This is a genomic window from Streptomyces sp. VNUA24 (genome assembly GCF_029167005.1).
GTDB lineage: Bacteria > Actinomycetota > Actinomycetes > Streptomycetales > Streptomycetaceae > Streptomyces > Streptomyces scabiei.
Map to the genome: position 1 here is coordinate 9,427,963 of NZ_CP119143.1, position 26,762 is coordinate 9,454,724.

Sequence of the window (26,762 nt, forward strand, 5' to 3'; positions counted from 1 at the left end):
CCGTGACTCCGCCGACGCCCATGCCGCCGTGACTTCGTCGACGCCCATGCCGCCGTGACTCCGCCAGGGCGGCCCCCCGGGCCGACGCCCCTCCCGGCCGCTCCGTGCGCCCCCTCCGGCCCGTCACCGCGGGTGAGGGTGCCCCGAACAGTGACTCATGTTGCGGATGCCCGTATCCTCGTCAATGCCAGATATTTCCGATAAGCGGATTGTCCAGGGCGCGAGTGAGGCCAGCGTGGTGCGGTCCGACGGCGAGCCGATCCTCACGGGACGTGCGACAGACGGCACGAGCCCCGCCCTTTTTCGCGGCCCGGGCCCCGCCCTCCTGCGCGAACGGTTCCTGCAGGGTGAGTCGCCGGAGACGGGCGTCCGCACGTCGATCCTCAGCTCCTGGCAGCGGTGCCGGTCCCTGGGACTGTCCCCCGACCGGTCCGACCTGCCCTTCCGTGACGACTTCGACCGGGACGACCGGATCGCCCGCGCGGCCGTACCGGTGCTCGACCGGCTGCAGTCCCGATTCGCCGGCAGCGCGATGAACATCTCCGTCGCCGACGCCAACGGCACGGTTCTGCTCCGCCGCTTCGGTGAGGCCTCACTGGCCAGAGGGCTCCCGGACATCCAGACCGTCCCCGGGTTCGTGTTCGCCGAGCAGTTCGCCGGTACCAACGGCATCGGCCTCGCCCTGGCCGAACGGCGGCTCATCCGGGTCTACGGCGCCGAGCACTTCGCCGAACGCTCCCAGGCCAGCGCCTGCCGCGCGCTCCCCGTGCGCGATCCGCTCAGCGGCCGGATCGAGGGCGTCCTGTGCTTCGGATATCCACGCGGCTTCGAACATCCGGCGCTGGACGGTGTGATCCGCAAGGCGGCCGCGGCCATCGAACGGCGGCTGCTGGGGCAGAGTTCCGTGCGGGAACGGTCCCTGCTGCGGGCCTATTTGGACGCCGGGGCCGAGGCCGAGGCCGGGGTCCGGGCAGGGGCAGGGGCAGGGGCCGACGCCGGCACGGGCCTTCACCGCGGCGTCGATGTCGGCGTCGACGAGCTGGTCCGCGGGCTGCGCCCCGCCGACCGGGCCACCCTCCTGGAGAAGGCCGCCGAACTGATCTCCCGCGCCCAGCGGGCCGCCGTCGACGTCCCCCTGACCGACGGCCGACGGGTCACGCTCGTCAGCCGCCCCGTGACCGGCGCCTCCGGCGTGGAGGGCATCGCCGTCGAGGCCGTCCTGCCCGGTGCCCCGCGGCAGGGCGTCCTCACCGCGGTCCGCCCCGCCCCACCGGTGCCGGCCCTCGCCGTCGACCCGGCGCGGGGCGTCGGCGCCGCCGCCACTGCGACGACACGGCCCCGCCACGACGGTCTCCTCACCGTGACGCCGGGCCCGCTCACCGCCGTCCCCGCCCCCGGCCATCAGCACGACCCCACACCCCCCGAGCACGACCCCACACGCCCCGCGTACGCCCCCGCACCACCCGCCGGGACCGCCGTGGCCACCGCTGCCGTCGACGGCGGCATTGCCGGCCGCCCCCCGGCCCCCGACCGCGGTCTGCTCATGGTGGGCGAGCCCCACGTCGGCACCTACGCCCTCGCGGCCCGCCGCCGACTGGAACTGCTGTCCGAGGCCAGCGCACGGATCGGCACCACCCTGGACGTGCGCCGCACCGCCCGGGAACTCGCCGAGACGGCGGTCCCGCGCCTGGCCGACTACGTCACCATCGACCTCGCCGAACCCGTGCTGCGCGGCGAGGAGGCGGCGGACCCGCGCGACGACCTGCGCCGCACGGTGGTCCACGGCATCCGTGACGACCTCCCCTTCAGCCCGGTGGGCAAGCAGGTCGACTACGGCCCGACCGTTCCGCAGCTGCGCTCCCTGACCAGGGGGGAAGCGGTGCTGGAACCCGACCTGAGGGCGGCCGCCGGCTGGCTTGCGCAGGACCCCGAGCACACCGACCGGCTGCTGAGCCATGTCCACTCCCTGATCGCCGTCCCCCTGGTCGCCCGCGGCGTGGTCCTGGGCGTCGCCGCCTTCTACCGCGCCCAGGACCCCGCCCCCTTCGGCGACGACGACCGCTCGCTGGCCCAGGAACTCGCCACCCGCGCCGCCCTGTCCATCGACAACGCCCGGCGCTACACCCGCGAACGCACCATGGTCCTCGCCCTGCAGCGCAGCCTGCTCCCGCAAGGGCTCCCCGCCCAGGACACCGTCGAGGTCGCCCACCGCTATCTGCCCGCCGAATCCGACGTCGGCGGCGACTGGTACGACGTCATCCCGCTCTCCGGCGCCCGTGTCGGACTCTTCGTCGGCGACGTCGTCGGCCACGGCATGCTCTCCGCCGCGACCATGGGCCGGGTCCGCACGGCCGCCCGCAGCTTCGCCGAACTCGACTTCCCGCCGGACGAGGTCCTCACCCACCTCGACAACCTCGTGGGCCGGCTGGACCGGGAGGACCCGGTCTCCGACGGCGGCGGCATCATCGGCGCGACCTGTCTCTACGCCGTCTACGATCCGACCTCGCAAGCGTGCACCCTGGCCCGCGCCGGCCACCCGCCGCCCGCCCTGGTCGGTCCCGACGGCGACGTGTCGTTCCCCGAACTGCCCGCCGGACCTCCCCTGGGCCTCGGCGGACTGCCCTTCGAGGCCGTCGACATCCACCTGCCGGAAGGCAGTCAACTGGTCCTCTACACCGACGGACTCATCGAGGACCGCGACCGCGACGTCGACGTGGTCCTCGACCAGCTGCGCGACGCGCTGGCCCACCCCGAGCGCAGCCCGGAGGAGACCTGCCGGGTCGTCCTGGACACCGTGGCGCCCGCCCATCCGGGCGACGACATCGCCCTGCTCGTGGCCCGCACCCACGCCTTCGACCCGCGACGGATCGCCACCTGGGAGCTGCCGGCCGACCCCGCCCGCGTCAGCGAGGTACGCGCCGCCGCCCAGCGGCAGATGGCCGACTGGGGCCTCGACGAGGCCGCGTTCGCCGCCGAACTGATGCTCAGCGAACTGGTCACCAACGCCGTCCGCCACGCCACCGGACCCATCCGGGTACGGCTGCTCCACGACCGCTCCCTGATCTGCGAGGTCGCCGACACGAGCAGCACCGCCCCGCATCTGCGCCGTGCCGCCACCACCGACGAGGGCGGGCGCGGCCTGTTCCTCGTCGCCCAGCTCTCCCAGAGCTGGGGCACCCGCTACACCCCCGAGGGCAAGGTCATCTGGGCCCAGTGCGGACTCGACGGCGGCTGACGCGACCGACGCCGACCGAGGGGCAAATGCCGTAGAGCGGGCGATAGGGGTGGTTAGTATCGCTGCCGGAAGCAGAAGCCGGAAGAACTCGCCAGGCCGACCCCCGGAGCTGTCCGTGCACGACGCTCACGACACCTCTGCGCAGCCGGCCCCGCCCGGCGGGCCGGAGCCACTGGTCCGCGTCCGGGGCCTGACCAAGCGCTTCGGCGGCACCCTCGCCCTGGCCGGCGTCGACCTCGACGTCCACGCGGGCAGCGTCCTCGCGCTCCTCGGTCCCAACGGAGCCGGGAAGTCCACCCTCATCAAGATCCTCGCCGGCGTCCACCACGCCGACGCGGGCCGGATCACCGTCGACGGACACCCGCTCGGGAGCCACACCGCGACGTCCCGCATGTCCTTCATCCACCAGGACCTCGGTCTCGTCGAGTGGATGACGGTCGCCGAGAACATCGCCCTGAGCACGGGATACGCCCGCCGCGCCGGACTGATCTCCTGGCGACGCACCCGCGACCGCTGCACCGAGGCCCTCGCACTCGTCGGCGGTCGTCTCGACCCCGACGCGCCGATCGCCCGCCTGACCCCGGCCGAGCGGTCCCTGGTCGCCATCGCCCGCGCCCTGGCCACCCGGGCGGGACTCGTCGTCCTCGACGAACCGACCGCCCGGCTGCCCGCCGCGGACTGCGCCCGCCTCTTCCGCGTCCTGCACACCCTGCGCGACCGGGGCCACGGCATCCTCTACGTCAGCCACCGCCTCGACGAGGTCTACGAGGTCGCCGACACCTTCGCCGTCCTGCGGGACGGCCGTCTCGTCAGCCACGGCTCGACCGCGGGCCACAGCCCGCTGCGCCTGGTGCGCGACATCACCGGCGAGGACCCGGCCGGACTCCGCCCCGCCCCGGCCGCCCCCCGTCCCGCGTCCGCGGCGGCCGGTACCCCGCCCCTCCTGGCCCTGGACGGCGTACGGACCCCCGGCGCGGGGCCGGTCGACCTGGAGCTGCGCGCCGGGGAGGCCCTCGGACTGGTCGGTCTGCCCGGCGCCGGGCACGGGGAGCTGGGCAGGGCCCTCGCCGGTGCCCGGCCGCTCCTCGGCGGACGGGTCCTCCTCGACGGCGCCCCGTACCGGCCTCGCGACGTCGCCGAGGCCGTCCGGCGCGGGGTCGCCCTGGTGCCCGGCGACCGGCTGAGGGAGGGCTGCCTCCCCGAACTGACCGTGCGGGAGAACCTGTTGGCCAACCCCCGCGCGGGGGACGGACCCGCGCCGCGCTGGCTCGGCCCCCGCCGCGAGCGCGCCGAGGCCGCCGCCCTGATCGACCGGTTCTCGGTGCGGCCGCGCGACGGCGAGGTGCCCGTCGCCGTCCTGTCCGGCGGGAACCAGCAGAAGGTGATGCTCGGCCGCCGGCTGCGGACCGGTCTGCGGCTGCTGATCCTGGAGGAGCCCACGGCGAGCGTGGACATCGGGGCCAAGGCGGCCGTCCACCGGCTGCTCGGGGAGGCGCTGGCCGACGGCCTCGCGATCCTCCTCATCTCCACCGACTTCGAGGAGGTCGCGGCTGTGTGCGGGCGAGCCCTGGTCCTCGTCCGCGGGGCCGTGACGGCCGAACCGGCGGGGCCGGCCCTGACCGTCGCGGCCCTGACCCGGGCGGCCTCGGCCCTGCCCCCCGGCGCGACCGCGACGGCCCCATGACCGCCCCGCCCTCCCCGTCCGCCCCGCGTCCGCGCCGCCCGCGCACGTCGAGAGCCACAGCCCCCGGCAGCCGCACGGGCGGGCACCTCATCGGCGCCTACGGCCTCCTCGGCCTGACCGTCCTGCTCGTCCTGGTCTTCTCCCTGACCCTCCCGCGCACCTTCCCCACCCTGGACACCGTCGACTCGATCCTGTCCACCCAGTCGATCCCGGCCGTCCTCGCCCTGGCCGCCATGGTCCCCATCGTGACCGGCGCCTTCGACCTGTCCATCGGCTACGGACTCGGCCTGGCGCACGTCATGGTGCTGTACCTGATCGTCGACGCCGGCTGGCCCTGGCCGCTCGCCTGCCTCGCCGTGACCGTCGGCGGGACGGTCGTGGGCGTCGTCAACGGCGTCATCGTCGAGTTCGGCCGTATCGACTCCTTCATCGCCACCCTCGGAACCGGCAGCATGATGTACGCCGTGACCGGCTGGGTCACCGACGGCGGCCGGATCGTCCCCGGCCCCCAGGGCCTCCCGCCCGCCTTCACCGACCTCTACACCTCCACCTTCCTCGGCCTCCCGCTCCCCGCGTTCTACGTGCTGGCGCTCACCCTCGTCCTCTGGCTGGTGCTGGAACGGCTGCCGATCGGCCGCTCTCTGTACGTCGTCGGATCCAACCCGCGCGCCGCCGAGCTCGTCGGCATCCCCGTCCGCAGGTACACCGTCTGCGCCTTCGCCGTCTCCGGACTCATCGTCGGCCTCGCCGGGGTGCTGCTCGCCGCCCAGCAGCAGATCGGCAATCCGAGCGTCGGCCTGGACTACCTGCTGCCCGCCTTCGTCGGCGCCCTCCTCGGCTCCACGGCGATCAGACCCGGCCGCCCCAACGCCCTGGGCACCCTCGTCGCGGTCACCGTCCTCGCCGTCGGCCTCACCGGCATCGCGCAGATGGGCGCCGACTTCTGGACGGTGCCCCTCTTCCACGGCGGCACCCTGCTCCTCGCCGTCGGCCTGGCCGGATACGCCGCCCGCCGCCGGATGCGCACCGGCGCCTTCGCGGCCCGCGACGCACCCGCCGGCCCCGCGGAGCCACCACCGGGCGGCACCCCGTGACCGCGGCCACGCACCGCCGCGCCCTCCCGCTCGTCCCTCCGCGAGGAGCACTCGTGCACCACTCCCCCCACGGCCCGCGCCGACGCAGGACCGGCGCCGGCGCGCCCGGGACCCGCTACGCGGCGGCGCTGCTGACCGTGACGACCGCCCTGCTCGCCGGCTGCGAACGCGGGTCGTCCGGTGACCCCACGGAGTCCGCCTCCGGCCCGAACGGCTGTCCGAGGGCCTATGTCGAGGCCCGGGCCGCCGTCGGCCGGGCGGAACGGACCGACGTCCCCTGGAACGGCCCGGCCACCGGCCCGAAGGCCGTGACCGGCCGCACCCTCGTGTACGTCGCCCAGACCATGACCAACCCCGGGGTCGCGGGCGCGGCCGACGGCGTCCGGGAGGCCGCGCGGGTCGTCGGCTGGAACGTCCGGGTGATCGACGGCGGAGGCACTCCCGCCGGCATCCAGGCGGCCATGAGCGAGGCGGTGACCCTCCGGCCCTCGGGCATCGTCGTCGGCGGCTTCGACCCCGAGGCGACCTCGCAGCAGCTCGCCCGGGCCGAACGGGCGGGCATCCCCGTCATCGGCTGGCACGCGGTCGCCGCCCCCGGCCCCAGCCGGCGTCCCGCCCTGTTCACCAACGTCACCACCCAGGTCGAGGACGTGGCCAGGATCAGCGCGCAGTGGGTCGTCGCGACCTCCGACGGCGACGCCGGGGTCGTCATCCTCACCGACGCCTCCATCCCCTTCGCCAAGAACAAGTCCGACCTGATCAGGGAGGAACTCGCCACCTGCGCGGGCGTGAAGCTCCTGTCGTACGTCAACATCCCGATCCCCGACGCGAGCAGCCGCACGCCCCGTGAGGTCTCCTCGCTCCTCTCCCGTTTCCAGGACCGCTGGACCCACTCCGTCGCCATCAACGACCTGTACTTCGCCGACGCCGCGCCCGCGTTCCGCGCGGCGGGCAAGGACGGCGCGGGTCCGCCCTTCAACATCGGAGCCGGAGACGGCGACCCCTCCGCGTTCCAGCGTGTCAACAGCGACCAGTACCAGGCGGCCACCGTCCCCGAACCGCTCACCCTCCAGGGCTGGCAGATCGTGGACGAGTTCAACCGCGCCTTCTCCCGCCGCCCGGCGAGCGGCTATGTGGCCCCGGTCCACATCAGTACGGCCGACAACAGCGAGGGCGCCACGAGCTGGAACCCGTCGGGCTACCGGGAGGGGTACCGGAAGATCTGGGGCAGGTGAGAGCGCCCGCCGCACGGCCCGTGCGAGGCGGGGCCGCCGTGCGGATCACAGGCGCAGGACGATCAGGGCCGTGTCGTCGGTGTTGCCGGTCAGCGGCAGCAGATCCGCGAGCAGGGCGTCGGCCAGGGTCTCCGGGTCCTGCTTGCGGTGGTGGGCCAGGGATTCGGCCAGGCGCTGCAGGCCGGTGTCGATGCCTTCGGTACGGCGTTCGATCAGCCCGTCCGTGTAGAGGACCAGGGTGGAGTCCTCGACGAAGGACGTGCGGGCCTGGGGCCGGGCGGCGTGGACGGGCCGGGCGGCGAGCGGCGGGTCGGTGGCCCGGTCGAGGAAGGTGACGGTGCCGTCGGGGTGCACGAGGGCGGGCGGCGGATGGCCCGCGCAGCTGTAGGTGATGGTGTGGCTGTCCCAGTCGATGAAGGTCGTCACCACGGTGGTCGACTCGGCGCCCTCGACGGAACGGGCGTACAGGTCCAGGGCCTCCAGCGCCTCGGCCGGACCGCCGGAGACGCGGGTGGCCCCGCTCAGGGCGCTGCGCAGCTGTCCCATGGCGCAGGCGGCCGCCAGGCCGTGGCCGACGACGTCGCCGACGGCCACCGCGAGGCCCTCCCCGGGCAGGCCGACCAGGTCGTACCAGTCGCCGCACACGTTCAGCGCGCCGATGGCCGGGCGGTACCGTACGGCCGCGTCGTGCTGCCCGGTGGGGCCTGGCGGGGGCAGCATCGCGGCCTGCAGGGCGAGGGCCACCTCGCGCTCGTGGGCGTGGGCCGTGCGCAGCCGTTCGTTGACCTCCTGCAGTTCCCGGGCGCGGGTGTACAACTCGGCCTCCAGCACCTGGGCGCGGCTGTCGCCCCCCGGGCCGCCCCGGGCGCGGATGAGTTCGGTGACCTCCTCCACCCGGTGGACGATCAGGGCCACCTGCCCGTCGGGGCCGAGGACGGGCGCGTTGACCGGGCTCCAGTAGTGTTCCTGCCAGGAGCCGGGGAGCTGGGGGTCCTCGATGTCGTAGCGGAGCAGCGCCATCGTGTCGCGTTCGCCGGTGGCCACCGCCCGCAGCATCGACTCCCGGGTCTCCCGCATCCCGGCCGCCTCCGGCTCGTTCGGGTTCTCGGGGAAGACGTCGAAGATGTAGCGGTTCAGCAGCTGCTCGCGGGTGCGTCCGGCCAGCCGCAGGAAGTCGTCGTTGGCGTCGACGTAGACGAGATCGGGCGTGAGCAGCGCCACCATGCCGGGCAGTGCCCGGAAGACCTCCGCATAGTCGATATGCGGTTCCCTCATGTCCAGCCTGCCTTGGCGCCGAGCGTCGGTGTGCCGTTCCACGATAGGCGTGAACGCGCCACCTGACGCGGCAGATCCGCAGTATCGGTGCCGGACTCCGTGCGCGCTCGCAACCGGGATCTCCCCCCGTCACTCCGGCACCGCCTCGCTCCGGCCGTCCGCCGGCCTGTGGCCGGACGCGCGCGTCCGGCCACAGGAAAGGACCGAAAGAGTGAATCCCCGGAGCGGGCCCGCCGCCCCGAGGCGGCAGGTCAGAAGATGCCCGGGCCCGGGGTCAGGACGCCGGACGGGTCGAAGCGCTGCTTCCACTCGGAGAACCGCGACCACATCGAGCCGTAGTGCGCCTGCCAGTCGGCCGCGGTGAACGCGCAGGCACCGTGCGGGTAGCGCACCCCGCCGACGGCGGCGGCCTCCTGGTAGAAGCGGTAGTTGCGCTGGGTCATCCGCGTCGCGAAGTCCGGGTCGGGGCCGGAGCGCGCGGCGTCGGTCAGCACGCTGACGAGCCAGACCCAGGGACCGCCCGCGTCACTGGGGAGCCGCAGCAGCGGCCGGCCGTAGCTGGACCGCAGCATCGGGAAGATCAGTCCGAACCCGGTCGGACCGAGGTCCTCGGCGCTCAGCGACGGGAACACCGACGCGACGTAGTCCTCGACCGCGTCGTCCGGCAGGAACAGGTCCGACCACGGCTTGACCTTCGCGTCCCAGTCCAGGTTCGCCGCGAAGGAGTCGTACATGGTGGTGACCAGGGAGATGTAGTCGAGGTAGGGGGAGTCCTCGAAGACGGCCGAGGCCGCGGCGGGGCTGAGTCCGCGCAGCAGACGCGTGGTGTCGGGGGTGTCGCCCGGGTTGTGGAAGACGGTGGCCCACAGGGTCAGGGGCTGGGCGGTGCCCGGCTGGGGGATGCTGCCGAGCGAGTCGAACTCGCCCCGGTTCGCCAGGACGCGGATGTCCCGGAAGAAGGTGGGGATGTCCTGGTACCCGATCCGGTACGTGCGGGCCAGCTGCTTGGCGGGCACCAGGTCGACGGTGGCCCGCGTGATCACGCCGCACTGCCCGAGTCCGGCGAGCGCGGCGTCGAACAGGTCGCTGTTCTGCGTGCCGGAGCACCACCTCAGCCGGCCGTCGCCCGAGACGACCTGCAGCCGCCGGGCGTGGTCGACCTGTGCGCCGGCCCGGTAGGCGGACATCATCCCGATGCCGCCCATGGACAGGGTCCCGCCGATCGTCGTCCCCAGGTAGCTGGTGATCGAGACCGGGGTCAGCCCCTGGGCGAAGGCGGCCCTGACCAGGTCCTGCCACAGCACGCCCGCCTCGACGTCGGCGCCGTCCGCGCCGATCGAGTGGATGGTGTCCAGCGACCGCATCTCGATGACCAGGCCCCCGCTGACCAGCGGCTGGCCGAACATCGCGTGGTGCGCGCCGGCCGGTGCCACCTTGATGCCGTGGTCGGCGCAGAAGGCGACCATCTTCCGGACGTCCTGGACGGACCCCGGCCGGAGTACCGCGCACGGTCTCCGGAACACGATGTTGCCCTGGTCGTGTGCGTTCGCCGTGAGGGACGCCGCGTCGTAGACCAGGGAGCCGTCGAGCGGGGGCACGCCGGCGAGGGCGGAGTTCTCCGCTGCCGCAGCCTCGGTCACCCACTGCCGGGCGACCAGGTCGAATCCGGCCACGGCGGCCACGGCCCCGGCTCCGAACCGGGCCAGGAACTGACGCCTGCCGACACCGCTGTGTTCTGCGTGAGACATGACAACCTCCGTGATGGTCGCCGCGGCGGATCGTCGGCACGCCGCCGCGGGTTCAACGTTTCTTCTCGGCACGGAATCAGCCGAGCGAGTCGAGCGGGCGCACGGCCGCGCACCGCGACGAGCGTCCCGGCCCGAGCCCGGAGCCGGGTCGGCGGTCCCCACGCACAGCGATCTCCCCCTGACGTTCCGCTTACCGACCATCATGACTTCCGGAAGGCTTTTCGCGCGACGGTCGGGATCATCAACTGCGCTCGGATTCACGGCTGATGGGCGAGTACACGAGTCAACACCCGGCGCGTGTGCGGCAGTCGTCCGTGGCAATGCGGCTTGTGCCCGTGTTCAGCACGTTCCGGTTGGGGTCAACTGTCGCCAGAAGTACCGAGGCTGACACCCAGTCATCAGGTTGAGTGATGATACGATCACGGCACTTACCGAGTGGACGGATGGGTGCAAAAGGAGCATCCGTCGTCTTTGGTGAATTCCTCGTGGCAACCCTGGAATGGCTGACCTTCGGTATGTGTGAATTGACAGGAATTCAGTAGCTGGCTATCGGCCGCCTGAAGAGGGTCTCATGACGCAATACATACAAAACCCGGCGCTGTGGGCGCTCCTTGTCGTAACCCTTGTCGCCGCCGCTCTCATCGTTCGCCAGCGACGGGCGGCGCGCACGTTACGGCAGGAGATCGCAGGGCTCAGGAACCACTACGGTGAGCTGGAGAGCCAATACACGGAGTCCGTCCGCTCGGCACAGCAGGAGGCCGAGGGCGAGACGAGGACCGCGCTGAAGTCCGCCATGCGGACCCTGCAGGGCCTCGCCGCCGAACAGCAGCGCATCATCTCCGGACTGCAGCGCAAGTACGGAGACTCCGTCATGCTCCAGGACCTCCTGGAGATCGACCACATGAACGCGCAGTTCGGCCGACGCGCCCAGTCCATCGCCGTGCTGTGCGAGGGCTGGCTCGGCCGGCACCGCGACGTGGCCTCGGTCTACGACGTGGTCCGCAGTGCCCAGGGCAGGATCCGCCACTTCCAGCGGGCCCACATCCTGTCCAAGGTCGACTTCGGCGTGACCAGCCGGGCCGTCGAACCGGTGGCACTGGCCCTCGCGGAGCTGCTCGACAACGCGACCAGCTACTCCAGCCCGGACACCGTGGTCGAGATCAACGTGCGCTCCGTGCCCAAGGGCGTCTGCATCATCGTCGACGACGCCGGTGTCGGCATGAACGAGGAGGAGAAGGCCAGGGCCGAGAAGCTCCTGACGAGCGAGCGTGCCACGGGCGTCTCCGGACTGGGCAACCCGCCGCAGTTCGGCTTCGCGGTGATCGGCGTGCTCTGCGAGCGGTTCGGCTTCACGGTCTCGGTGGACTCCACCTCCCCCTACGGAGGTGTGCGGGCGGTCGTGCTGCTGCCCGACGAACTGCTCACCGACATGCCGGTGCCCACGCAGCCGGCCGCCTCGGTGGAGTCGGTGGCGCCGCGGGAGGAGCCCGCGGCCGTCGAGACGCGCGCCTCGGCGTACGAGAGCACGCCCGAGCCCGCGCTGCCCATCGGCACGACCGAGGACGGTCTGCCCAAGCGGCGGCGCAAGCGGCCGATGGCCCTGGTCTCCAGCGGCCCGACCGCGGCCCCGGCCCCGAGGCGCCGCAGCGAGGAGACGGCAGCGATCATGGCCGCCTTCAAGCAGGGCACGGACGCGGGCCGCGCCACACATCCGGAGGGGGAGCGGCCGGGCGGAACCCGTGACGCGAGCAGCGAAGGGCACGAGGTCCCATGAACAACGATCTTTCCTGGATGCTTGACAGCGCCTTGGAGATCCCCGGAGCCCTGCACGCGGTTCTGGTCTCCTCCGACGGGCTGCTGAGGGCACGCTCGAAGGACGTGGACAAGGACGACGCCGACAAGGCCGCCGCCGCGATGAGCGGCATGCAGTCGCTCAGCCGGTCCCTGGCGTTCTTCTGCTCCCGCTCCGACCTGCGCTGGCAGCAGACCCTCGTCGAGTTCGACGGCGGCTGGATCTTCCTGATCTCGGCCGGGGACGGCGCCTACCTCGCCGTGTCGGCCTCCTCCGACGTCGACATGGCGGACATCACCTTCCGTATGCAGCAGCTCGTCCGACAACTGGGGAAGGTCATGACCGCGCCGCCCCGGGAGAGCGTGGTACGGCCATGACCGATTCCGACAGGCACGAGCACGAAGCCGCCGAATTAGTACGTCCGTACGTCATCACCGGCGGCCGCAGCCTGCCCGGCGAGAGCCAGTTCTCGCTGATCACGCTGGTCACCGCGGTGGTCGACCAGCAGCAGCGGCCGGCCCGCCTCTCGCCCGAGGAGCAGAACCTGCTGGGGATGTGCGTCGGGGGCTACCTCTCCGTCGCCGAGATCTCCGGCCACCTGCACCTGCCGGTGGGAGTGGTCAAGATCCTGCTCGCCGCCCTCTCCGAGGCCGGCTACCTCGTCACCCGACCGCCGGCGGCGGCGCGCGCGCCCGTCGCCAACCTGCAGATTCTCGAGGAGGTGCTCCATGGTCTCCAGTCCAAGTTTGGATGAGCGGGCCTACGTTCCCGGCGGAGAGACGCAGACCGCCGTGAAGATCCTGGTCGTCGGGCACTTCGCGGTGGGCAAGACCACGTTCATCGGGTCGATCTCCGAGATCTCGCCGCTCTCCACCGAGGAGACGATGACCCAGGCGGGCGAGGCGATCGACGACCTCAAGGGCGTCCAGGGCAAGACCACCACCACGGTCGCCATGGACTTCGGCCGCCTCACCGTCAGCGACCGCGTCGTGCTGTACCTCTTCGGCACCCCCGGCCAGCAGCGCTTCGTACAGATGTGGGAGGACATGGCACGCGGCGCCCTCGGCGCGCTCGTGCTGGTCGACCCCGAGCGGCTGGCCGACTCCTTCGCCGTGATCGACCTGATCGAGCAGTACGGACTCGACTACGCGATCGCGGTCAATCACTTCGACGGCACATCCATACGTGATGCCAGGGCACTGCGCGAAGCGCTCGATCTGCTCGACGACACCCCGATCGTCACCTGCGACGCGCGGGACGAACGCTCGTCGGCCGAAGCACTGATCACGCTCGTCCGCTACTTGATGGACCGCGCCCGTTAGGAGCAGAGCAGACATGACCCCCGACTCCTCTTTCCCCGCACCCCCGCCCGGCTGCCCCGCCCACGACAGCGGCATGCGGGTTCCGCTGTACGGGCCGGAGTACGCGGCCGACCCGCAGGCGTACTACGCGTACATGCGGCACTACGGGCAGACCGCTCCGGTCGAGATCGCGCCCGGCGTCGACGCCACCCTCGTCACCGACCACGCGACCGCGCTGCGCCTGCTCCAGGACTCCGGCAACTTCCGCAAGGACGCGCGCCGTTGGCGTGACGTCGCGGAAGGCAAGATCGGCCCGGAGAGCCCGGTCGTCCCGATGCTGGGGTACCGCCCCAACGCCATGTTCACCGACGGAGCCGAGCACGCCCGGCTCCGCCAGGCCATCACCGACAGCCTGGCCAAGGTCGACTCCCGCCGCATCAGCGAGATGACCAAGCGGGCCTCCGACTACCTCCTGGCCCAGGTCTCCGCCCGCGGGTCCATCGACCTGATGAACGACTACGTCAAGCAGCTGCCGCTGCTCGTCTTCAACGAGCTGTTCGGCTGCCCGGCGGACATCGGCGACCGGGTCGTCTTCGGCATCTCCGGGGTCTTCGAGGGCGTCAACGCCGAGAAGGCCAACGCGGTGCTGGGCCAGGCCGTCTTCGAACTGGTCGCCCTCAAGCGCGCCAGGCCCGCCGACGACGTCACCTCCTACCTGATGCGGCACGAGGCGCGGCTGACCGACGAGGAACTCGTCCACCAGCTGATCCTGCTCCTCGGCGCCGGCGCCGAACCGCTGCGCAACCTCATCGGCAACACCCTGCACCGCCTGCTCCTGCACGACCGCTACGCCGACGGCGGCCTCATCGAGGAAGCCATCGACGACACGCTGTGGGAGAACCCGCCCATGGCGAACTTCGCGCCGCACTACCCGGCCATCGACCTGGAGTTCGGCGGGACGAAGATGCGGGCCGGCGATCTCGTCCTGGTCAGCATGACGGCGGCCAACACCGACCCGGCGCTCGCGACGGCCCGTCAGACGGGCGGCAGGCGGGCCCACCTGTCCTGGAGCGCCGGACCGCACGCCTGCCCCTCCAAGGAACTCGCCCGGCTGGTCACCATGGTGTCCATCGAGAACCTGCTCAACCGGCTGCACGACATCGAACTCGCGGTGCCCGCGGACAGCCTCACCTGGCGTCCGGGCCCCTTCCACCGCGCGCTCGCCGCGCTTCCCTGCCGCTTCACCCCTCAGGTGCTGCAGCGTCCCACCCCGCCCCGCGCGGAGACGGCCGCACGCGGCGAGAGCGCCCCGGCGGGCCGCAAGCAGGAGCGAGGTGTGTGGGGTTCCTTCCTGTCCTGGTTGAAGGGGTGATGCACGCAACATCCTGTGACAGAGGGCACTGCATGAGTATTCAACCAACGGGGTAGTAACGCGGCGGCAATTCGTGGTGACCAACGAACAAAGGGAGGTGTCGTGGACCACATATCCACCGGCGCCGCTACTGCTCGACATCCGGACACATCCCGCCGCTCCCGACGGCACACCGCTTTAACCCACGTGGAGGGCACGAGGGGCGAGATCCGCCGCCGGTCGCCACGCCACGAGATACCCGCCGAGGTCGGCGGGTATCTTGCTGTCTCCTTCTCTACCCAGCGGACCCACGGGCAGAAACCCCCGTCCGCGACCCCGCCCGCCCCGTGCGGACAGCGGCGGGAGAACCGGTGAGCGCCCGCACGTCCGGCGCCGGGAGGACCCGGCCGGACCGGACGCTCGGCGAGCTCGTGACCGGCCAACTGCGGCGCCTGTGCCAGGTGTCGGGGCTCGGCCCGTCCGACGCCGAGACCTACGCGCTCGTCCTGGCCGACTCCCTCGGAGCGGCGGCCGAACGGTCCCTGGACCTGCCGGCCCCCTCCCGGAGCTTCCTGTCCGACGACTCCACCCCCGTGGAGTTCTCGCTCTCCTTCGCCGCCGACGCGTCCCCCCGGCTGCGGGTGCTGCTCGAACCGGGATGCGGCGCCGGCGACCTCCGCGAGGACGGCCGCACGGGGCTCCGTGTCGTCCGGTCCATGGCAGGGCGCTGGGGATTCGACACCGGGCAACTCGACGCCCTGGAGGACCTGTTCCTGCCTCCCGACCCGCAGGGCCCCCTGGCCCTGTGGATCGCCCTGGAACTGCGCCCGGGCGGCGTGCCCAGGATGAAGGTGTACCTCAACCCCGCGGCGTCCGGCCCGGCGAGGGCCGCCGGAACGATCCGGGAGGCGCTCGACCGCCTCGGCCACCGGCACGCCTTCGACGCGCTGCCTCCGGCCGACGGGCACCCGTTCTTCGCACTCGACCTGGGCGACTGGGCGGCGCCCCGGGTGAAGATCTACGCCACCCATCACGGGCTGCCGGTGACAGGCGTCGGCGGCCTGTGCCGGATGGAGAACGGTCCCGACGGCGCGACGCTGGAGGAGTTCCTCCGCACGGCGGGCGGTTTCGGCGGGGGAACGGACCGGACATCGGCTCCGCAGGCGCGGTTCGACCGGCGCCCCGTCCTCACCTGTCACTCCTTCACCCGGACGACCGGCGGTCCCACGGGTTTCACCCTCCATGTCCCGGTCAGGGACTACGTCCGGGACGACGCCGAAGCCCTCCGGCGGGCCGGGGCGGTCCTCGGCCGCCACGGGCTGGGCACCGAGACGCTCGCCCGGTCGCTGTCCGCCCTCACCCCCCGCGCCCTTCACGACGGTGCCGGGCTGCTCGCGTACCTGGCCCTGGCCCACGAGCAGCACCAGCCGCCCCGGGTGACCACGTACATCTCGTCGGAGGCCTATGAGGTCCGGCCCCCGAACATCCCGTCGGCGCCCCGCACCGCACCGTCCTCGGCAGGGCACGCGTCCCTCCGCCGGCACAGCAACGACCAGCCGTTCAGCAGTACTTCAGGAGCAAGGACCATCATGGAGCCGTACCGCATCAAAGTCGTCGAGCCCATCGCGCTCACCACTCGGCAGCAGCGCGAGGCGGCGCTGGAGCGAGTGCACTACAACCTCTTCGACCTGCGTGCCGAGGAGGTGACCATCGACCTGCTCAGCGACTCCGGCACCGGCGCCATCTCCGCCGCCCAGCTCGCCGCGGGTATGGAGGGAGACGAGTCCTACGCGGGCTCGCGCTCCTTCTACCGCTTCCACGAGACCGTGACCGAGCTGACCGGCTACCGGCACATCCTCCCGGCCCACCAGGGCCGCGCCGCCGAACGCATCCTGTTCAACACGCTCCTCGAACCCGGCGGCATCGTCCTGGCCAACACGCACTTCGACACCACCCGGGCGAACGTGGAGCTTTCGGGATGTCAGGCCCATGACATCCCGTGCGCCGAGGCCCGCGACCTCGACAGCGAACGGCCCTTCAAGGGCAACATCGACCTCGACAAGCTCCGCACCACCCTCGAAGGACCGGACGGCGCCCGCGTCCGCGTGGTGATCATGACCATCACCAACAACGGAGGCGGCGGCCAGCCCGTCTCCATGGAGAACCTCAGGCAGACCGCCGAGATCTGCCGCCGCCACGGCGTCCCCATGATCCTGGACGCCGCCCGGTTCGCCGAGAACGCCTGGCTGGTCACCCGCCACGAGGAGGGGTACCGCGACCGCACCCCCCGCCAGGTCGCCGAAGAGGCGTTCCGGCTCGCCGACGGCTGCGTCATGAGCGCCAAGAAGGACGGCATCGTCCACATCGGCGGCTTCATCGGGCTCAACGACCCCGAACTCGCCGAGAAGTGCGAACGCCTCCTCATCGCCACCGAAGGCTTCGCCACCTACGGCGGACTCGCCGGCCGCGACCTCGACATGATGGCCACCGGCCTGCTGGAGGTCACCGAACCCGCCTACCTCGCCGAACGGGCCGACGTCGCCTCCCACCTCGCCGACCGCGTCCGCTCGGCGGGCGTCGACATCCTCGAACCCCCCGGCCTGCACGCCCTCTACCTCAACGCCGGACGCCTGCTCCCGCACATACCGCCCCACCACTACCCGGGCCACGCCCTCGCCTGCCGCCTCTACCTCGAAGGCGGCATCCGCTCGGCCGAACTCGGCTCCCTGTACCTCGGTGAGGAGGACGAGGACGGCAACCCGACCAAGAGCGCACCCTACGAACTGGTCCGGCTGGCGCTCCCGCGCCGTGTCTACACGCGCAGCCACTACGACCACGTCGGCCGCACCCTGGAACAGATCGTCAAGAACGCGGAATCCGTGCACGGCTACCGCATCGTGGAACAGTCCCCGATCCTGCGGCACTTCCGTGCCAAACTGCAGCCGGTGAGCAGCTGAGACGCCCTTCCGCCCGCGACGCCCCGACGGAGTGACCCCACCCTCCGCCGGGGCGCCGCCCGCCGTCGATACGAGACAAGGACGAAGTCGCAGACGATGACCACCGGGATCCACCCCGTCGACCACGAACTCGTCCGGGCCGCGACCGACGTCGCACGCACCCGGTGCCGGGGCGACAACCACACCATGGCGGCAGCGGCCCGCGCCCGGGACGGCCGCGTCATCACGGCCGTGAACGCCTACCACTTCACCGGAGGCCCCTGCGCCGAACTGGTTCTCATCGGCACGGCGGCCGCCCAGGGAGCCTACGAGCTGGACACCGTCGTCGCCGTGGGCGACCGCGACAGGGGAGTGGTGCCGCCCTGCGGCCGCTGCCGCCAGGTCCTCCTCGACTACTTCCCCTCCGTCCGGGTCATCGTCGGGTCCGGCGACCGCCTCCGCGCCGTCCCCGTGACGGATCTGCTGCCGGACAGCTACGTCTGGGCCGACCACCAGCCGGACACCGAGTAGGTGTCCGGCCGGCGTTCGTACCGTCAGCGCTGCAGGGTCAGCAGGCCCGGGCGGTAGGGCAGGAGGCCGTAGTCCCCGCCGGAGTTGGGGCTGCGGCCCTGGTAGAGCAACTGCAGGTTGCAGGGGTCGACGGTCATGGTCTGGTCGGCGCTGGTGCGGAGCAGTTCGCCGTGGCTGATGTCGTTGGTCCAGCTCGCGCCGCTGTTGGCCTTGCCGGCGAACGGGTTGCTCTCGGTCGCGGCCTGGGGCGTCCAGGAGCCGTTCAGGCTGGTCGCGGTGAACGAGCGGAAGTATCGCTTCTCGTCCGCACCCCGAGCCTCGACGATCATCAGGTACTGGTTGCGGTCCTTGACCTTGTAGACCTGCGGCGCCTCGAACAGGTTCTTCACCGTGTCGCTCATGATCGTGGTGTACGAGGAGCCGAAGCTGCCCGGGAAGTTCCCGATCGGCATGCTCGCCCGGTAGATCTTGCCGTTGTCACCGGCGAAGAACAGGTACATGTTCGTCCCGTCACCGATGATCGTCTGGTCGATGGGGCCGGTTCCGGAGTCGGAGATGCTTCCGGAGAACAGCGGCTGCGGTGCCGACCAGCCGTTCGGGTTGGTCGGGTCGGTCGACGTCCGGTAGGAGAAGGCGGTCGCGCCCCACTGGTAGGTGAGCACCCAGATGTTCTTCGGCGCGAAGTAGAAGAGCGAGGGGGCGACGGTGCCGGACGACATCGTGTTCTGGCTCGCCGAGGCCATCTCCGACCAGTTGGTGAACAGGCCGAAGTTCATCGAGCCCCACGCCTTGCCCGTTCCCGCGGCGCCGTGGGTCGTCGCATAGACGAGCTGCCTGCCGTTGTAGGGGGCGACGGTGAAGTCCTTGAGCGAGGCCCACTCCGCCCTGGGCTGCGCCAGCGCGCCCGTCGACGTCCAGCGGTAGGACGACGGCAGGTCGCACGGGCCGGAACCGCCGCCTCCGACCTTGACGAGCTGCCACTGCTGGTTGGTCCCGCCCCAGTCGTCGTACTGGACGACGTTGGCGTTGTCGGCGGTGCCGGCGCCCTGTACTTCGAGGGCCTTGCCGCTGTGGCGGGCGATGAGCCGTACATGGCCGTCGGAGCTGTCGGCCAGCCGCCACTGCTGGTTGGTGCCGTTCAGGTCGGCCCACTGGACGATCGAGCCGCCGTTCGCGGTGGACAGGTTGTGGACGTCCAGCACCTTGCCCGAATGACGGGACTTGACGCGGTAGTAGCCACCGCCGGAGTCGACGAACTGCCACTGCTGCTGGGCCTGGTCGTTCCTGGTCCACTGCGTGATGCGGGCTCCGTCCTCGGTCGCCCTGTTGTGGACGTCCAGGGCCTTGCCGCTGTTGCGGTTGACCAGCACGTACGAGGCGTTGGGGTCGACGGTCGCCGCGGCGGCGGGCTGGGCGCCGAGGAAGGCGGCCACGAGCAGCAGGGGCGAGAGGACCGCGAGCAGGCGTCTCGGACTGACCGGGGACAGATGGCGAAACCACATCAGGGGCCTCCTGGGGGACGGGGTGAGGCGGCGCCGGTGCATCAGCGGAGCGGTCGTACCGGGAAGCGGGAACAGCTTCGAAACATTCGAAGAGTGAACCGAACTATTGACGTCACAAGCTAGGAATGAAGGCCCCTTCGGTCAAGAGCTCTCGCCGATCTGTCTACAAAACGCTCCTCGTGGCGTCTGGAAGGTTGTGCGGCAGGACGCGCCAATTCAAGGGCAATGGAGCGAGAGGGCGTCGAGTGGGCGGCGTTCGGGCGCTCGGCGTGTTTCCGAAAGATTCGAACTGACTACGGAAACTTTCTCTGTGGCGAGTATTGACGATTCACTGTCAATCCCTCAATCATCCCTTTCTGAGTGACCGACCGCGGTTCGGTATCCCGGACCGCGTCGCCCCGAACGGCTGCGCCGCACGGCCGACCCGCACCGCCGCACGCGGATCCGCGGATCCGTCCTTCGCAGCACCGGCGCCACCCCTGCGCGGCGGCCGACCCGGCGAGCCGCGAGGGAGCACCCCCCTGCCCGTATCGCCACCCCCCGCGCTTTCGATCCTTCCGTGATGTCCACCCCGTCTGGAGGCACCGTCATGGGCTCGTACGCCCTTCGCGGACCCGATGTCCGCCCAAAGATCCGCGGTCTGCTGCTGACGCTGCTCGTCAGCGTCCTCGGTACGGTCGCCGCGCTGGTCACGCCACCGGCCGCCCACGCCGCCGAGAGCACGCTCGGCGCCGCCGCGGCACAGAGCGGCCGCTACTTCGGCACCGCCATCGCCTCCGGCCGGCTCGGCGACTCGGCGTACACGACGATCGCCAACCGTGAGTTCAACTCGGTGACCGCCGAGAACGAGATGAAGATCGACGCCACCGAACCGCAGCGGGGCCAGTTCAACTTCACCGCCGCCGACCGCGTCTACAACTGGGCGGTGCAGAACGGCAAACAGGTGCGCGGCCACACCCTGGCCTGGCACTCCCAGCAGCCCGGCTGGATGCAGAGCCTCAGCGGCAGCACCCTGCGCCAGGCCATGATCGGCCACATCAACGGCGTGATGGCCCACTACAAGGGCAAGATCGCCCAGTGGGACGTCGTGAACGAGGCCTTCGCCGACGGCAGTTCGGGGGCCCGGCGCGACTCCAACCTGCAGCGCACCGGCAACGACTGGATCGAGGTCGCCTTCCGCACCGCGCGGGCCGCCGACCCGGCCGCCAAGCTCTGCTACAACGACTACAACGTCGAGAACTGGACCTGGGCCAAGACCCAGGCCATGTACTCCATGGTCCGCGACTTCAAGCAGCGCGGCGTACCGATCGACTGCGTCGGCTTCCAGTCGCACTTCAACAACGACAGCCCCTACAACAGCAACTTCCGCACCACCCTGCAGAGCTTCGCCGCTCTCGGCGTCGATGTCGCCATCACCGAACTCGACATCCAGGGCGCCTCGGGCACGACCTACGCCAACGTGACCAACGACTGCCTGGCCGTCCCGCGCTGCCTCGGCATCACCGTCTGGGGTGTGCGCGACACCGACTCCTGGCGGGCGGAGCAGACACCGCTGCTGTTCACCGGCGGCGGCGCCAAGAAGCCCGCCTACACCTCGGTCCTCAACGCCCTCAACGGCGGCACCCCCACGCCCCCCGCGGACGCCCGGCCGGTCAAGGGCGTCGGCTCGGGCCGCTGCCTCGACGTGCCCGGCAGCAGCACCACCGACGGCACCCAGGTCCAGCTGTACGACTGCCACACCGGCACCAACCAGCAGTGGACGTACACCGCCGCCGGCGAGCTGAGGGTCTACGGCAACAAGTGCCTGGACGCCGCCGGCACCGGCAACGGCACCAAGGTCCAGATCTACGGCTGCTGGGGCGGCGACAACCAGAAGTGGCGCCTCAACTCCGACGGAACCGTCGTCGGCGTCCAGTCCGGCCTCTGCCTCGACACCGCGTCGGGCGGCACCGCCAACGGCACCCTGATCCAGCTCTCCTCCTGTTCGGGCGGCAGCAGCCAGCGCTGGTCCCGCACCTGAGGGGATCCGTCACCGACGAAAGGGTGAACCGATGAAGACCCACGGTGCGGCCCACCCCGCCGCTCCAGCACGGCACCGCTGGTGGTCCCGGGTCGCCGCACTGGTGGCGGCCACCCTCGCGATCGGCATGCTCGCCGTGGTGCACCCGGCGCCCGCCGAGGCGGCGACGGTGGACACCAACGCCTGGTACGTCCTGGTCAACCGCAACAGCGGCAAGGCCCTGGACGTCACCGGCGCCTCCACCGCCGACGGCACGCGCGTCAGCCAGCGCACCCGCAACGACGGCACCAACCAGCAGTGGCGGTTCACGGACTCCGGCGACGGCTTCTACCGCCTCAGGGCCCGGCATTCCGACAAGGTCCTAGACGTGGCCGGCGCCTCCACCGCGGACGGCGCCGCGATCCAGCAGTGGGCCGACCACAACGGGGCCAACCAGCAGTTCCGCCTGGCCGACTCCGACGCCGGCCACGTCCGGCTGATCAACCGCGGCAGCGGCAAGGCGGCGGAGGTACAGGGCGCCTCCACCGCCGACGGCGGCAACGTCGTCCAGTACACCGACCGGGGCGGCGCCAACCAGCAATGGCAGATGATCAAGATGTCGTCCGGCGGCGCGGGCGGATGCGGCAACGCCCCGACACTGGCGAGCGGCACGCACACGATCCAGAGCGGCGGCAAGAGCCGCAGCTTCATCCTCAGGGTTCCCGCCGGCTACGACAACAGCCGCCCCTACCGGCTGATCTTCGCCTTCCACTGGCGGGGCGGAACCGCCGGCGACGTCGCCTCGGGCGGGACCAGCGGAAGCGCCTGGTCCTACTACGGCCAGCAGGAACAGTCCGACAACAGCGCGATCCTCGTGGCCCCCCAGGGCCTCGGCAACGGCTGGGGCAACGCGGGCGGTGAGGACGTCGCCTTCGTCGACGACATGATCCGGCGCATCGAGGGTGGCCTCTGTGTCAACCCGGCACAGCGCTTCGCCACGGGATTCAGCTGGGGCGGCGGGATGAGCTACGCACTCGCCTGCAGCAGGGCGAACGTCTTCAGGGCCGTGGCGGTCATCTCGGGCGCCCAGATCAGCGGGTGCGACGGCGGCTCCCAGCCCATCGCCTACCTCGGCATCCACGGTGTCGGCGACTCCGTCCTCAACATCGGACAAGGGCGGTCCCTGCGCGACAGGTTCGTCGGCAACAACGGCTGCACCCCCCAGAGCCCGCGCGAACCCGCGCCGGGCAGCCGCACCCATATCACCACCGCCTACGCGGGCTGCCGTGCCGGATACCCGGTCCGATGGGCCGCGTTCGACGGAGGCCACATCCCGGGCCCGGTCGACGGCTCCTCCGGCGAGAGCGGCGTCACCACCTGGACCAAGGCAGAGATCTGGAGGTTCTTCGCACAGTTCTGATGCCCCCACCCCCCCACCCCGGTCGCCCGTCTCCCGTCGTCACGGCGAGGCGGGCGACCGCGGGGAGCGGAGCACGAGCAGGGTGATCTCGCTGGGTGCGAAGACACGGAACGGCGGGCCCCAGAAGCCGGTGCCGCGGCTGGTGTAGAGGAGGGTGCGGGCTCCGTGACGGCTGAGTCCGGCGAGGGCGGGCTGGTCGAGGCGGACCAGGTGGTGGAAGGGCCAGATCTGACCGCCGTGGGTGTGCCCGGAGAGCTGGAGGTCGACGCCGGCGGCCGCCGCCCGGTCGACGAACTTGGGCTGGTGGGCCAGCAGCAGTACCGGCAGGCCGGGGTCGGCTCCGTCCAGGGCTCCGGCGAGGTGGGCACGGTGGCCCGCCAGGCCGGAGGACTCGGCGGTGACGTCGTCCACGCCGGCGACCACGAGGGTGTCGCCTCCGCGTTCGAGCAGCAGATGACGGTTGCGCAGCGGCTCCCAGCCCAGCTCGTCCATCAGATCGACCCAGCCCTGGGCCTCGCTGTAGTACTCGTGGTTGCCGGTGACGTAGACCCGGGCACGGGTGGCCCGCACGGTTCCGAGCGGGACGGCCTGGGCGCGGCGGCGCTCGGCCGTGCCGTCCGCGATGTCGCCGGTGTGACAGACCAGATCGGCTTCCAGGGTGTTCACCGTCTCGCACACCCGTGCCGACCAGCGGGCGCGATCGAGCGGGCCGTAGTGGGTGTCGGTGATGAGGACGACGCGGGTCCCGTCCAACCCGGCCCCCAGCCGCGGCAGTCGCACGTCGAGCCGGCGCACCCGGGGTACGCGGCGGGCCTCGGCGTACCCCCAGGCCAGCAGGACGGCGGCCGTGCCGACAACGGCCCAGGTGACGATCCGGGCCCGGTCCTGGCCGTCCCCGACGCCGGCCACGCGCAGCGCGAGCCGCAGCAGGATCCCGAGCAGCACGGACCAGGTGAACAGCACCCAGCTGACGCCCAGCAGGGTGTCACCCACGATCTCCGCCCGGTCCCGTGGGCGCCGGCCGTGGCTCCGTGCCATCGCGAGCGGCATACCGACGAGGCCGAGGACGAACACGCCGGTGCCGACGAGCGCGACGGGCAGCGGCCAGCGCTGGCCGGCGTGCAGCAGCACCCAGCAGGGCACGGCCCACAGCAGGACGGGGGCGATCAGGGGGAGGTACCGCATCAGGCGGTGCAGCAGGCTCGGCGGAGGAGTCTGCGCCGCGCCTTCGGCGGCTCGGGTGTCGCTGGTGTCACTCACGCTTCCCCCTGCCGGCCGGACCGTCGTCCCCGCAGGGTATCCGCTCACCGTCGGCGGCCCCGGCGACCGTCACGGGCGATGGCTGTGCGCGAGCACCCGGCGGACACCGGGACGCGGAAAACGTGGTGTGCGGAGCCGACGCCACCGGGTAACGTCTTGCTCATGTTCTTCCAGACGCAGATGTACGAGTGAGAGCGTGACGGGCCCCTGCTGACGTCCTGTGACGTCACCGCGCCCGTCCCCCACCGAGGAATTCCGTGGATCACTGCACACCCTTCAGGGAGAACCCGTGAGCAAGAACATCAACAACCCCGTGGGCATGGGCGGCGGCCAGCGCAAGAAGCTGTCCCGCGCCGAACGGCAGAACAACGGCCCGCACCGCAACCTCGACCGCCAGAACGCCGCCGCGCAGAAGGCGGAGCTGGTGCGCAAGATGCGCGAGAAGGCGGGCACGGACGAGAGCGCCGGACAGACGGACGACACCACCGCACAGAGCTGACGCACCGCCGCCAGGGCGGCACCGCACGGGGCAGGGCCCGGACCACGCACGTGGTCCGGGCCCTGCTGCCGTCCCCGGGGTGGCCGGGCCGGGACGCCCCGTCAGCCGGATCGCAGCACGTCGAGGGCCGTGAGCGCCACGTGCAATTCCGTGCGCTGGTCGCCCGATTCGAGGTCGCGGGCGAGGAGACGCTCGATGGTGCGCAGCCGCTGGTACATGGTCTCGCGGGAGAGGCCGCCCCGGCGGGCGGCGGTCGTCTTGTTGCCGGCCGCGTCGAGGTAGTGGCGCAGGGTCGTCAGCAGGTCGGTGCCGTGCTGGGTGTCGTGGTCGATGAGACGTCGGAGCTGCCGTTCGGTGTACTCCTGGATCCGGGCGTCCTCACGGACGGCGTACAGCAGGCGGCGCAGACCGATGTCGGACAGTTCGTGGAAGGAGCGGTCCGGCGGCAGGGGCTGACGCGGAGGGGTGGCCTCGGCGACACGGTCCGCCTCACGGAAGGAGCGGGCGGTCTCGGTGAGGTCGGTGACCTCGGAGCCCACACTCACGACCGCTTCCGGGACCACGTCCCGTACCGAGGCGGACAGCTGCTCGACCAGGGGGCGCCAGGTCCGGGAGGTGCGCAGGGCCAGCAGGACGCCGAGGCGGTCGGGGGCCAGTTCACCGACCAGAGCCGTCGCGCCCGCCCTGCTCAGCTCCTGCGACAGACGGGACTCGATCCCGGTCACCCCTTCCCCCGCGGGCACGTCCACCAAGGCGGCGACGAAGTGGCCGCGATCGGTGGGCAGACCCAGTGCGGAGCAGCGGGCGCGGGCGTCCCCCGCGGAGCGGTGGCGCTGTTCCACGAGGTCGCGCAGGGCGTTGCGGTGCGCGGTGCGCTCCCAGGGCGTGGGGTGGATGAGGCGCGCGACGGTCAGGGCCATCGCGGCCCTCTCCAGCAGCGTGATCTCCTCCGGCCCGAACACCGCACCCTCGGTGCGCGCCGGTAGCATGGCCACGCGGCCCCAGCGCTCGCCCTGGTACGCGACGGAGGTGGTCAGCCAGCCTTCCGGACCGCTCACCGCCGTGCTGTCACCGGCCCCGGTCGCCCGGGAGCGCCGTTCCCAGTCGGCGAGTGCCTCCTCGACCGTGAGCCCGGACGGCTCGCAGATCAGGGCCCGGTGCACCAGGTTCTCCAGGACGACCGTCCGCCCGCTCATCTCCGCCGCCGCCCGCACCACGTCCTCCGGCCCGGCGCCGCGCAGCGTCAGGGTGGTGAACGCCTCGTGGATGCGCTGCGTGCGGCGCATCGCCTCCGTCTGGTTGCCGAGCAGGAGCGCGTGCACGACCTGCGTGACCTCCAGGAAGTTGACGTCCTCGGCCAGGGTGACGAGCGGCAGGCCGCGACGGCGGCAGGCGTCGACGAGGGCGTCCGGCGGCCGGTGGTAGCGGCGTACGAGTTCGATGACCAGGGCCGCGGCACCGACGTCGGCGAGTTCGTCGACGTACCGGCGCACGCCGGCCGTGTCCTGCGGCAGGGGCATTCCGGTGGTGAGGACGAGTTCGCCGCCCTTGAGGAACGACGCGGGATCCGTCAGCTCGGTGATGTGGACCCACCGCACCGGTCGGTCCAGACCCGGCATGCCGGTCACGACCCGGGGCAGCCCCGCGGCCAGCACGGGAAGCGCCAGGACATCGGCCACGGTGAGCGGACGGGTGGGCCCCTGACCGGCCGGGTGGTTGTCGTTCACGGTCTCTCCATGAGGGTCCCTGCTCGAACTCGGCCCGGAGCCCGGGGGAGTGCCCGGCCACTGTGACAAGCGTCCCTGACCTGCGCAAGAGAGGCCCCTGAGCGATCGGCCCCCGGCGTGTGTGCCGACGAGGCTGACACAACGTCCGGATGTGGCGTCCGGGCCGGACAGAT

The 26,762-nt window shown here is 71.8% G+C and carries 19 protein-coding genes; 14 read left to right on the forward strand and 5 right to left on the reverse strand.

The window, feature by feature from the left end; translation table 11 throughout:
• The first annotated feature begins 235 nt into the window (after window positions 1-235).
• The 4 genes from PYR72_RS40645 to PYR72_RS40660 all read left to right on the forward strand — a co-directional run bounded on the left by PYR72_RS40645 (window position 236) and on the right by PYR72_RS40660 (window position 7,248).
• The gene (locus PYR72_RS40645) at window positions 236-3,235 is read left to right on the forward strand and encodes a SpoIIE family protein phosphatase (RefSeq protein ID WP_275459922.1); all 3,000 of its coding nucleotides are present in this window, start codon (window positions 236-238) and stop codon (window positions 3,233-3,235) included.
• Between the two features lie 115 nt (window positions 3,236-3,350).
• The gene (locus PYR72_RS40650; RefSeq protein WP_275459923.1) at window positions 3,351-4,919 is read left to right on the forward strand and encodes a sugar ABC transporter ATP-binding protein; all 1,569 of its coding nucleotides are present in this window, start codon (window positions 3,351-3,353) and stop codon (window positions 4,917-4,919) included.
• On the forward strand, window positions 4,916-6,013 hold the full coding sequence (locus tag PYR72_RS40655) for an ABC transporter permease (RefSeq protein ID WP_275459924.1): 1,098 nt from the start codon (window positions 4,916-4,918) through the stop codon (window positions 6,011-6,013). Before PYR72_RS40650 ends, PYR72_RS40655 begins: the two co-directional genes overlap by 4 nt.
• A gap of 128 nt (window positions 6,014-6,141) precedes the next feature.
• Window positions 6,142-7,248, forward strand: coding sequence for a substrate-binding domain-containing protein (locus PYR72_RS40660; protein WP_275460647.1), 1,107 nt, complete (start codon window positions 6,142-6,144; stop codon window positions 7,246-7,248).
• Between the two features lie 45 nt (window positions 7,249-7,293).
• On the opposite strand, the gene PYR72_RS40665 is transcribed toward PYR72_RS40660, so the two are convergent.
• Together PYR72_RS40665 and PYR72_RS40670 are read right to left on the reverse strand one after the other, a co-directional pair.
• A complete protein-coding gene (locus tag PYR72_RS40665) occupies window positions 7,294-8,523 on the reverse strand; it encodes a SpoIIE family protein phosphatase (protein ID WP_275459925.1) in 1,230 nt (409 codons plus the stop codon).
• A gap of 251 nt (window positions 8,524-8,774) precedes the next feature.
• Window positions 8,775-10,271, reverse strand: coding sequence for an FAD-binding protein (locus PYR72_RS40670; protein ID WP_275459926.1), 1,497 nt, complete (start codon window positions 10,269-10,271; stop codon window positions 8,775-8,777).
• Window positions 10,272-10,842: 571 nt separating this feature from the next.
• Between PYR72_RS40670 and PYR72_RS40675 the strand changes: the two genes are divergently transcribed.
• The 7 genes from PYR72_RS40675 to PYR72_RS40705 all read left to right on the forward strand — a co-directional run bounded on the left by PYR72_RS40675 (window position 10,843) and on the right by PYR72_RS40705 (window position 18,182).
• Window positions 10,843-12,045: an ATP-binding protein gene (locus tag PYR72_RS40675; RefSeq protein WP_059080204.1), complete on the forward strand. Its 1,203-nt coding sequence runs from the start codon at window positions 10,843-10,845 to the stop codon at window positions 12,043-12,045.
• A complete protein-coding gene (locus PYR72_RS40680; RefSeq protein WP_037727590.1) occupies window positions 12,042-12,440 on the forward strand; it encodes a roadblock/LC7 domain-containing protein in 399 nt (132 codons plus the stop codon). The genes PYR72_RS40675 and PYR72_RS40680 overlap by 4 nt, the downstream gene beginning before the upstream one ends.
• A complete protein-coding gene (locus tag PYR72_RS40685; RefSeq protein ID WP_013005330.1) occupies window positions 12,437-12,817 on the forward strand; it encodes a DUF742 domain-containing protein in 381 nt (126 codons plus the stop codon). The genes PYR72_RS40680 and PYR72_RS40685 overlap by 4 nt, the downstream gene beginning before the upstream one ends.
• Window positions 12,792-13,385, forward strand: coding sequence for an ATP/GTP-binding protein (locus tag PYR72_RS40690; protein ID WP_013005331.1), 594 nt, complete (start codon window positions 12,792-12,794; stop codon window positions 13,383-13,385). Before PYR72_RS40685 ends, PYR72_RS40690 begins: the two co-directional genes overlap by 26 nt.
• A gap of 13 nt (window positions 13,386-13,398) precedes the next feature.
• Entirely contained in the window at window positions 13,399-14,736 is a 1,338-nt protein-coding gene (locus PYR72_RS40695; protein ID WP_275459927.1) for a cytochrome P450, read from the forward strand.
• Window positions 14,737-15,086: 350 nt separating this feature from the next.
• Window positions 15,087-17,672 carry a tryptophanase gene (locus PYR72_RS40700; RefSeq protein ID WP_275459928.1) on the forward strand — a complete coding sequence of 862 codons (2,586 nt, stop codon included), beginning with the start codon at window positions 15,087-15,089 and terminating at the stop codon, window positions 17,670-17,672.
• Window positions 17,673-17,768: 96 nt separating this feature from the next.
• The gene (locus PYR72_RS40705; protein ID WP_275459929.1) at window positions 17,769-18,182 is read left to right on the forward strand and encodes a cytidine deaminase; all 414 of its coding nucleotides are present in this window, start codon (window positions 17,769-17,771) and stop codon (window positions 18,180-18,182) included.
• 23 nt (window positions 18,183-18,205) lie between these two features.
• Here the strand turns inward: PYR72_RS40705 and PYR72_RS40710 are convergent, their stop codons facing one another.
• Window positions 18,206-19,684 (reverse strand): non-reducing end alpha-L-arabinofuranosidase family hydrolase, encoded by a 1,479-nt coding sequence (locus PYR72_RS40710; RefSeq protein WP_275459930.1) that lies wholly within the window; start codon window positions 19,682-19,684, stop codon window positions 18,206-18,208.
• A 589-nt stretch (window positions 19,685-20,273) separates the two neighbouring features.
• On the opposite strand from PYR72_RS40710, the gene PYR72_RS40715 reads away from it, so the two are divergent.
• On the forward strand, window positions 20,274-21,704 hold the full coding sequence (locus PYR72_RS40715; protein ID WP_275460648.1) for an endo-1,4-beta-xylanase: 1,431 nt from the start codon (window positions 20,274-20,276) through the stop codon (window positions 21,702-21,704).
• Between the two features lie 31 nt (window positions 21,705-21,735).
• Window positions 21,736-23,103: an RICIN domain-containing protein gene (locus PYR72_RS40720; RefSeq protein WP_275459931.1), complete on the forward strand. Its 1,368-nt coding sequence runs from the start codon at window positions 21,736-21,738 to the stop codon at window positions 23,101-23,103.
• A 39-nt stretch (window positions 23,104-23,142) separates the two neighbouring features.
• On the opposite strand, the gene PYR72_RS40725 is transcribed toward PYR72_RS40720, so the two are convergent.
• Window positions 23,143-24,363 carry a metallophosphoesterase gene (locus PYR72_RS40725; RefSeq protein ID WP_275459932.1) on the reverse strand — a complete coding sequence of 407 codons (1,221 nt, stop codon included), beginning with the start codon at window positions 24,361-24,363 and terminating at the stop codon, window positions 23,143-23,145.
• A 289-nt stretch (window positions 24,364-24,652) separates the two neighbouring features.
• Between PYR72_RS40725 and PYR72_RS40730 the strand changes: the two genes are divergently transcribed.
• On the forward strand, window positions 24,653-24,862 hold the full coding sequence (locus PYR72_RS40730) for a DUF6243 family protein (protein ID WP_275459933.1): 210 nt from the start codon (window positions 24,653-24,655) through the stop codon (window positions 24,860-24,862).
• 101 nt (window positions 24,863-24,963) lie between these two features.
• Here PYR72_RS40730 and PYR72_RS40735 read toward each other — a convergent pair whose 3' ends face one another.
• A complete protein-coding gene (locus PYR72_RS40735) occupies window positions 24,964-26,589 on the reverse strand; it encodes a PucR family transcriptional regulator ligand-binding domain-containing protein (protein ID WP_275459934.1) in 1,626 nt (541 codons plus the stop codon).
• Window positions 26,590-26,762 lie beyond the last annotated feature (173 nt).

Coding starts and splice junctions, on each gene's coding strand:
- PYR72_RS40655 (WP_275459924.1), top strand. CDS start 4,916: ATGACCGCCCCGCCCTCCCCGTCCGCCCCGCGTCCGCGCCGCCCGCGC.
- PYR72_RS40710 (WP_275459930.1), bottom strand. CDS start 19,684: ATGTGGTTTCGCCATCTGTCCCCGGTCAGTCCGAGACGCCTGCTCGCG.
- PYR72_RS40720 (WP_275459931.1), top strand. CDS start 21,736: ATGAAGACCCACGGTGCGGCCCACCCCGCCGCTCCAGCACGGCACCGC.
- PYR72_RS40675 (WP_059080204.1), top strand. CDS start 10,843: ATGACGCAATACATACAAAACCCGGCGCTGTGGGCGCTCCTTGTCGTA.
- PYR72_RS40670 (WP_275459926.1), bottom strand. CDS start 10,271: ATGTCTCACGCAGAACACAGCGGTGTCGGCAGGCGTCAGTTCCTGGCC.
- PYR72_RS40715 (WP_275460648.1), top strand. CDS start 20,274: ATGGGCTCGTACGCCCTTCGCGGACCCGATGTCCGCCCAAAGATCCGC.
- PYR72_RS40705 (WP_275459929.1), top strand. CDS start 17,769: ATGACCACCGGGATCCACCCCGTCGACCACGAACTCGTCCGGGCCGCG.
- PYR72_RS40695 (WP_275459927.1), top strand. CDS start 13,399: ATGACCCCCGACTCCTCTTTCCCCGCACCCCCGCCCGGCTGCCCCGCC.
- PYR72_RS40690 (WP_013005331.1), top strand. CDS start 12,792: ATGGTCTCCAGTCCAAGTTTGGATGAGCGGGCCTACGTTCCCGGCGGA.
- PYR72_RS40665 (WP_275459925.1), bottom strand. CDS start 8,523: ATGAGGGAACCGCATATCGACTATGCGGAGGTCTTCCGGGCACTGCCC.
- PYR72_RS40685 (WP_013005330.1), top strand. CDS start 12,437: ATGACCGATTCCGACAGGCACGAGCACGAAGCCGCCGAATTAGTACGT.
- PYR72_RS40680 (WP_037727590.1), top strand. CDS start 12,042: ATGAACAACGATCTTTCCTGGATGCTTGACAGCGCCTTGGAGATCCCC.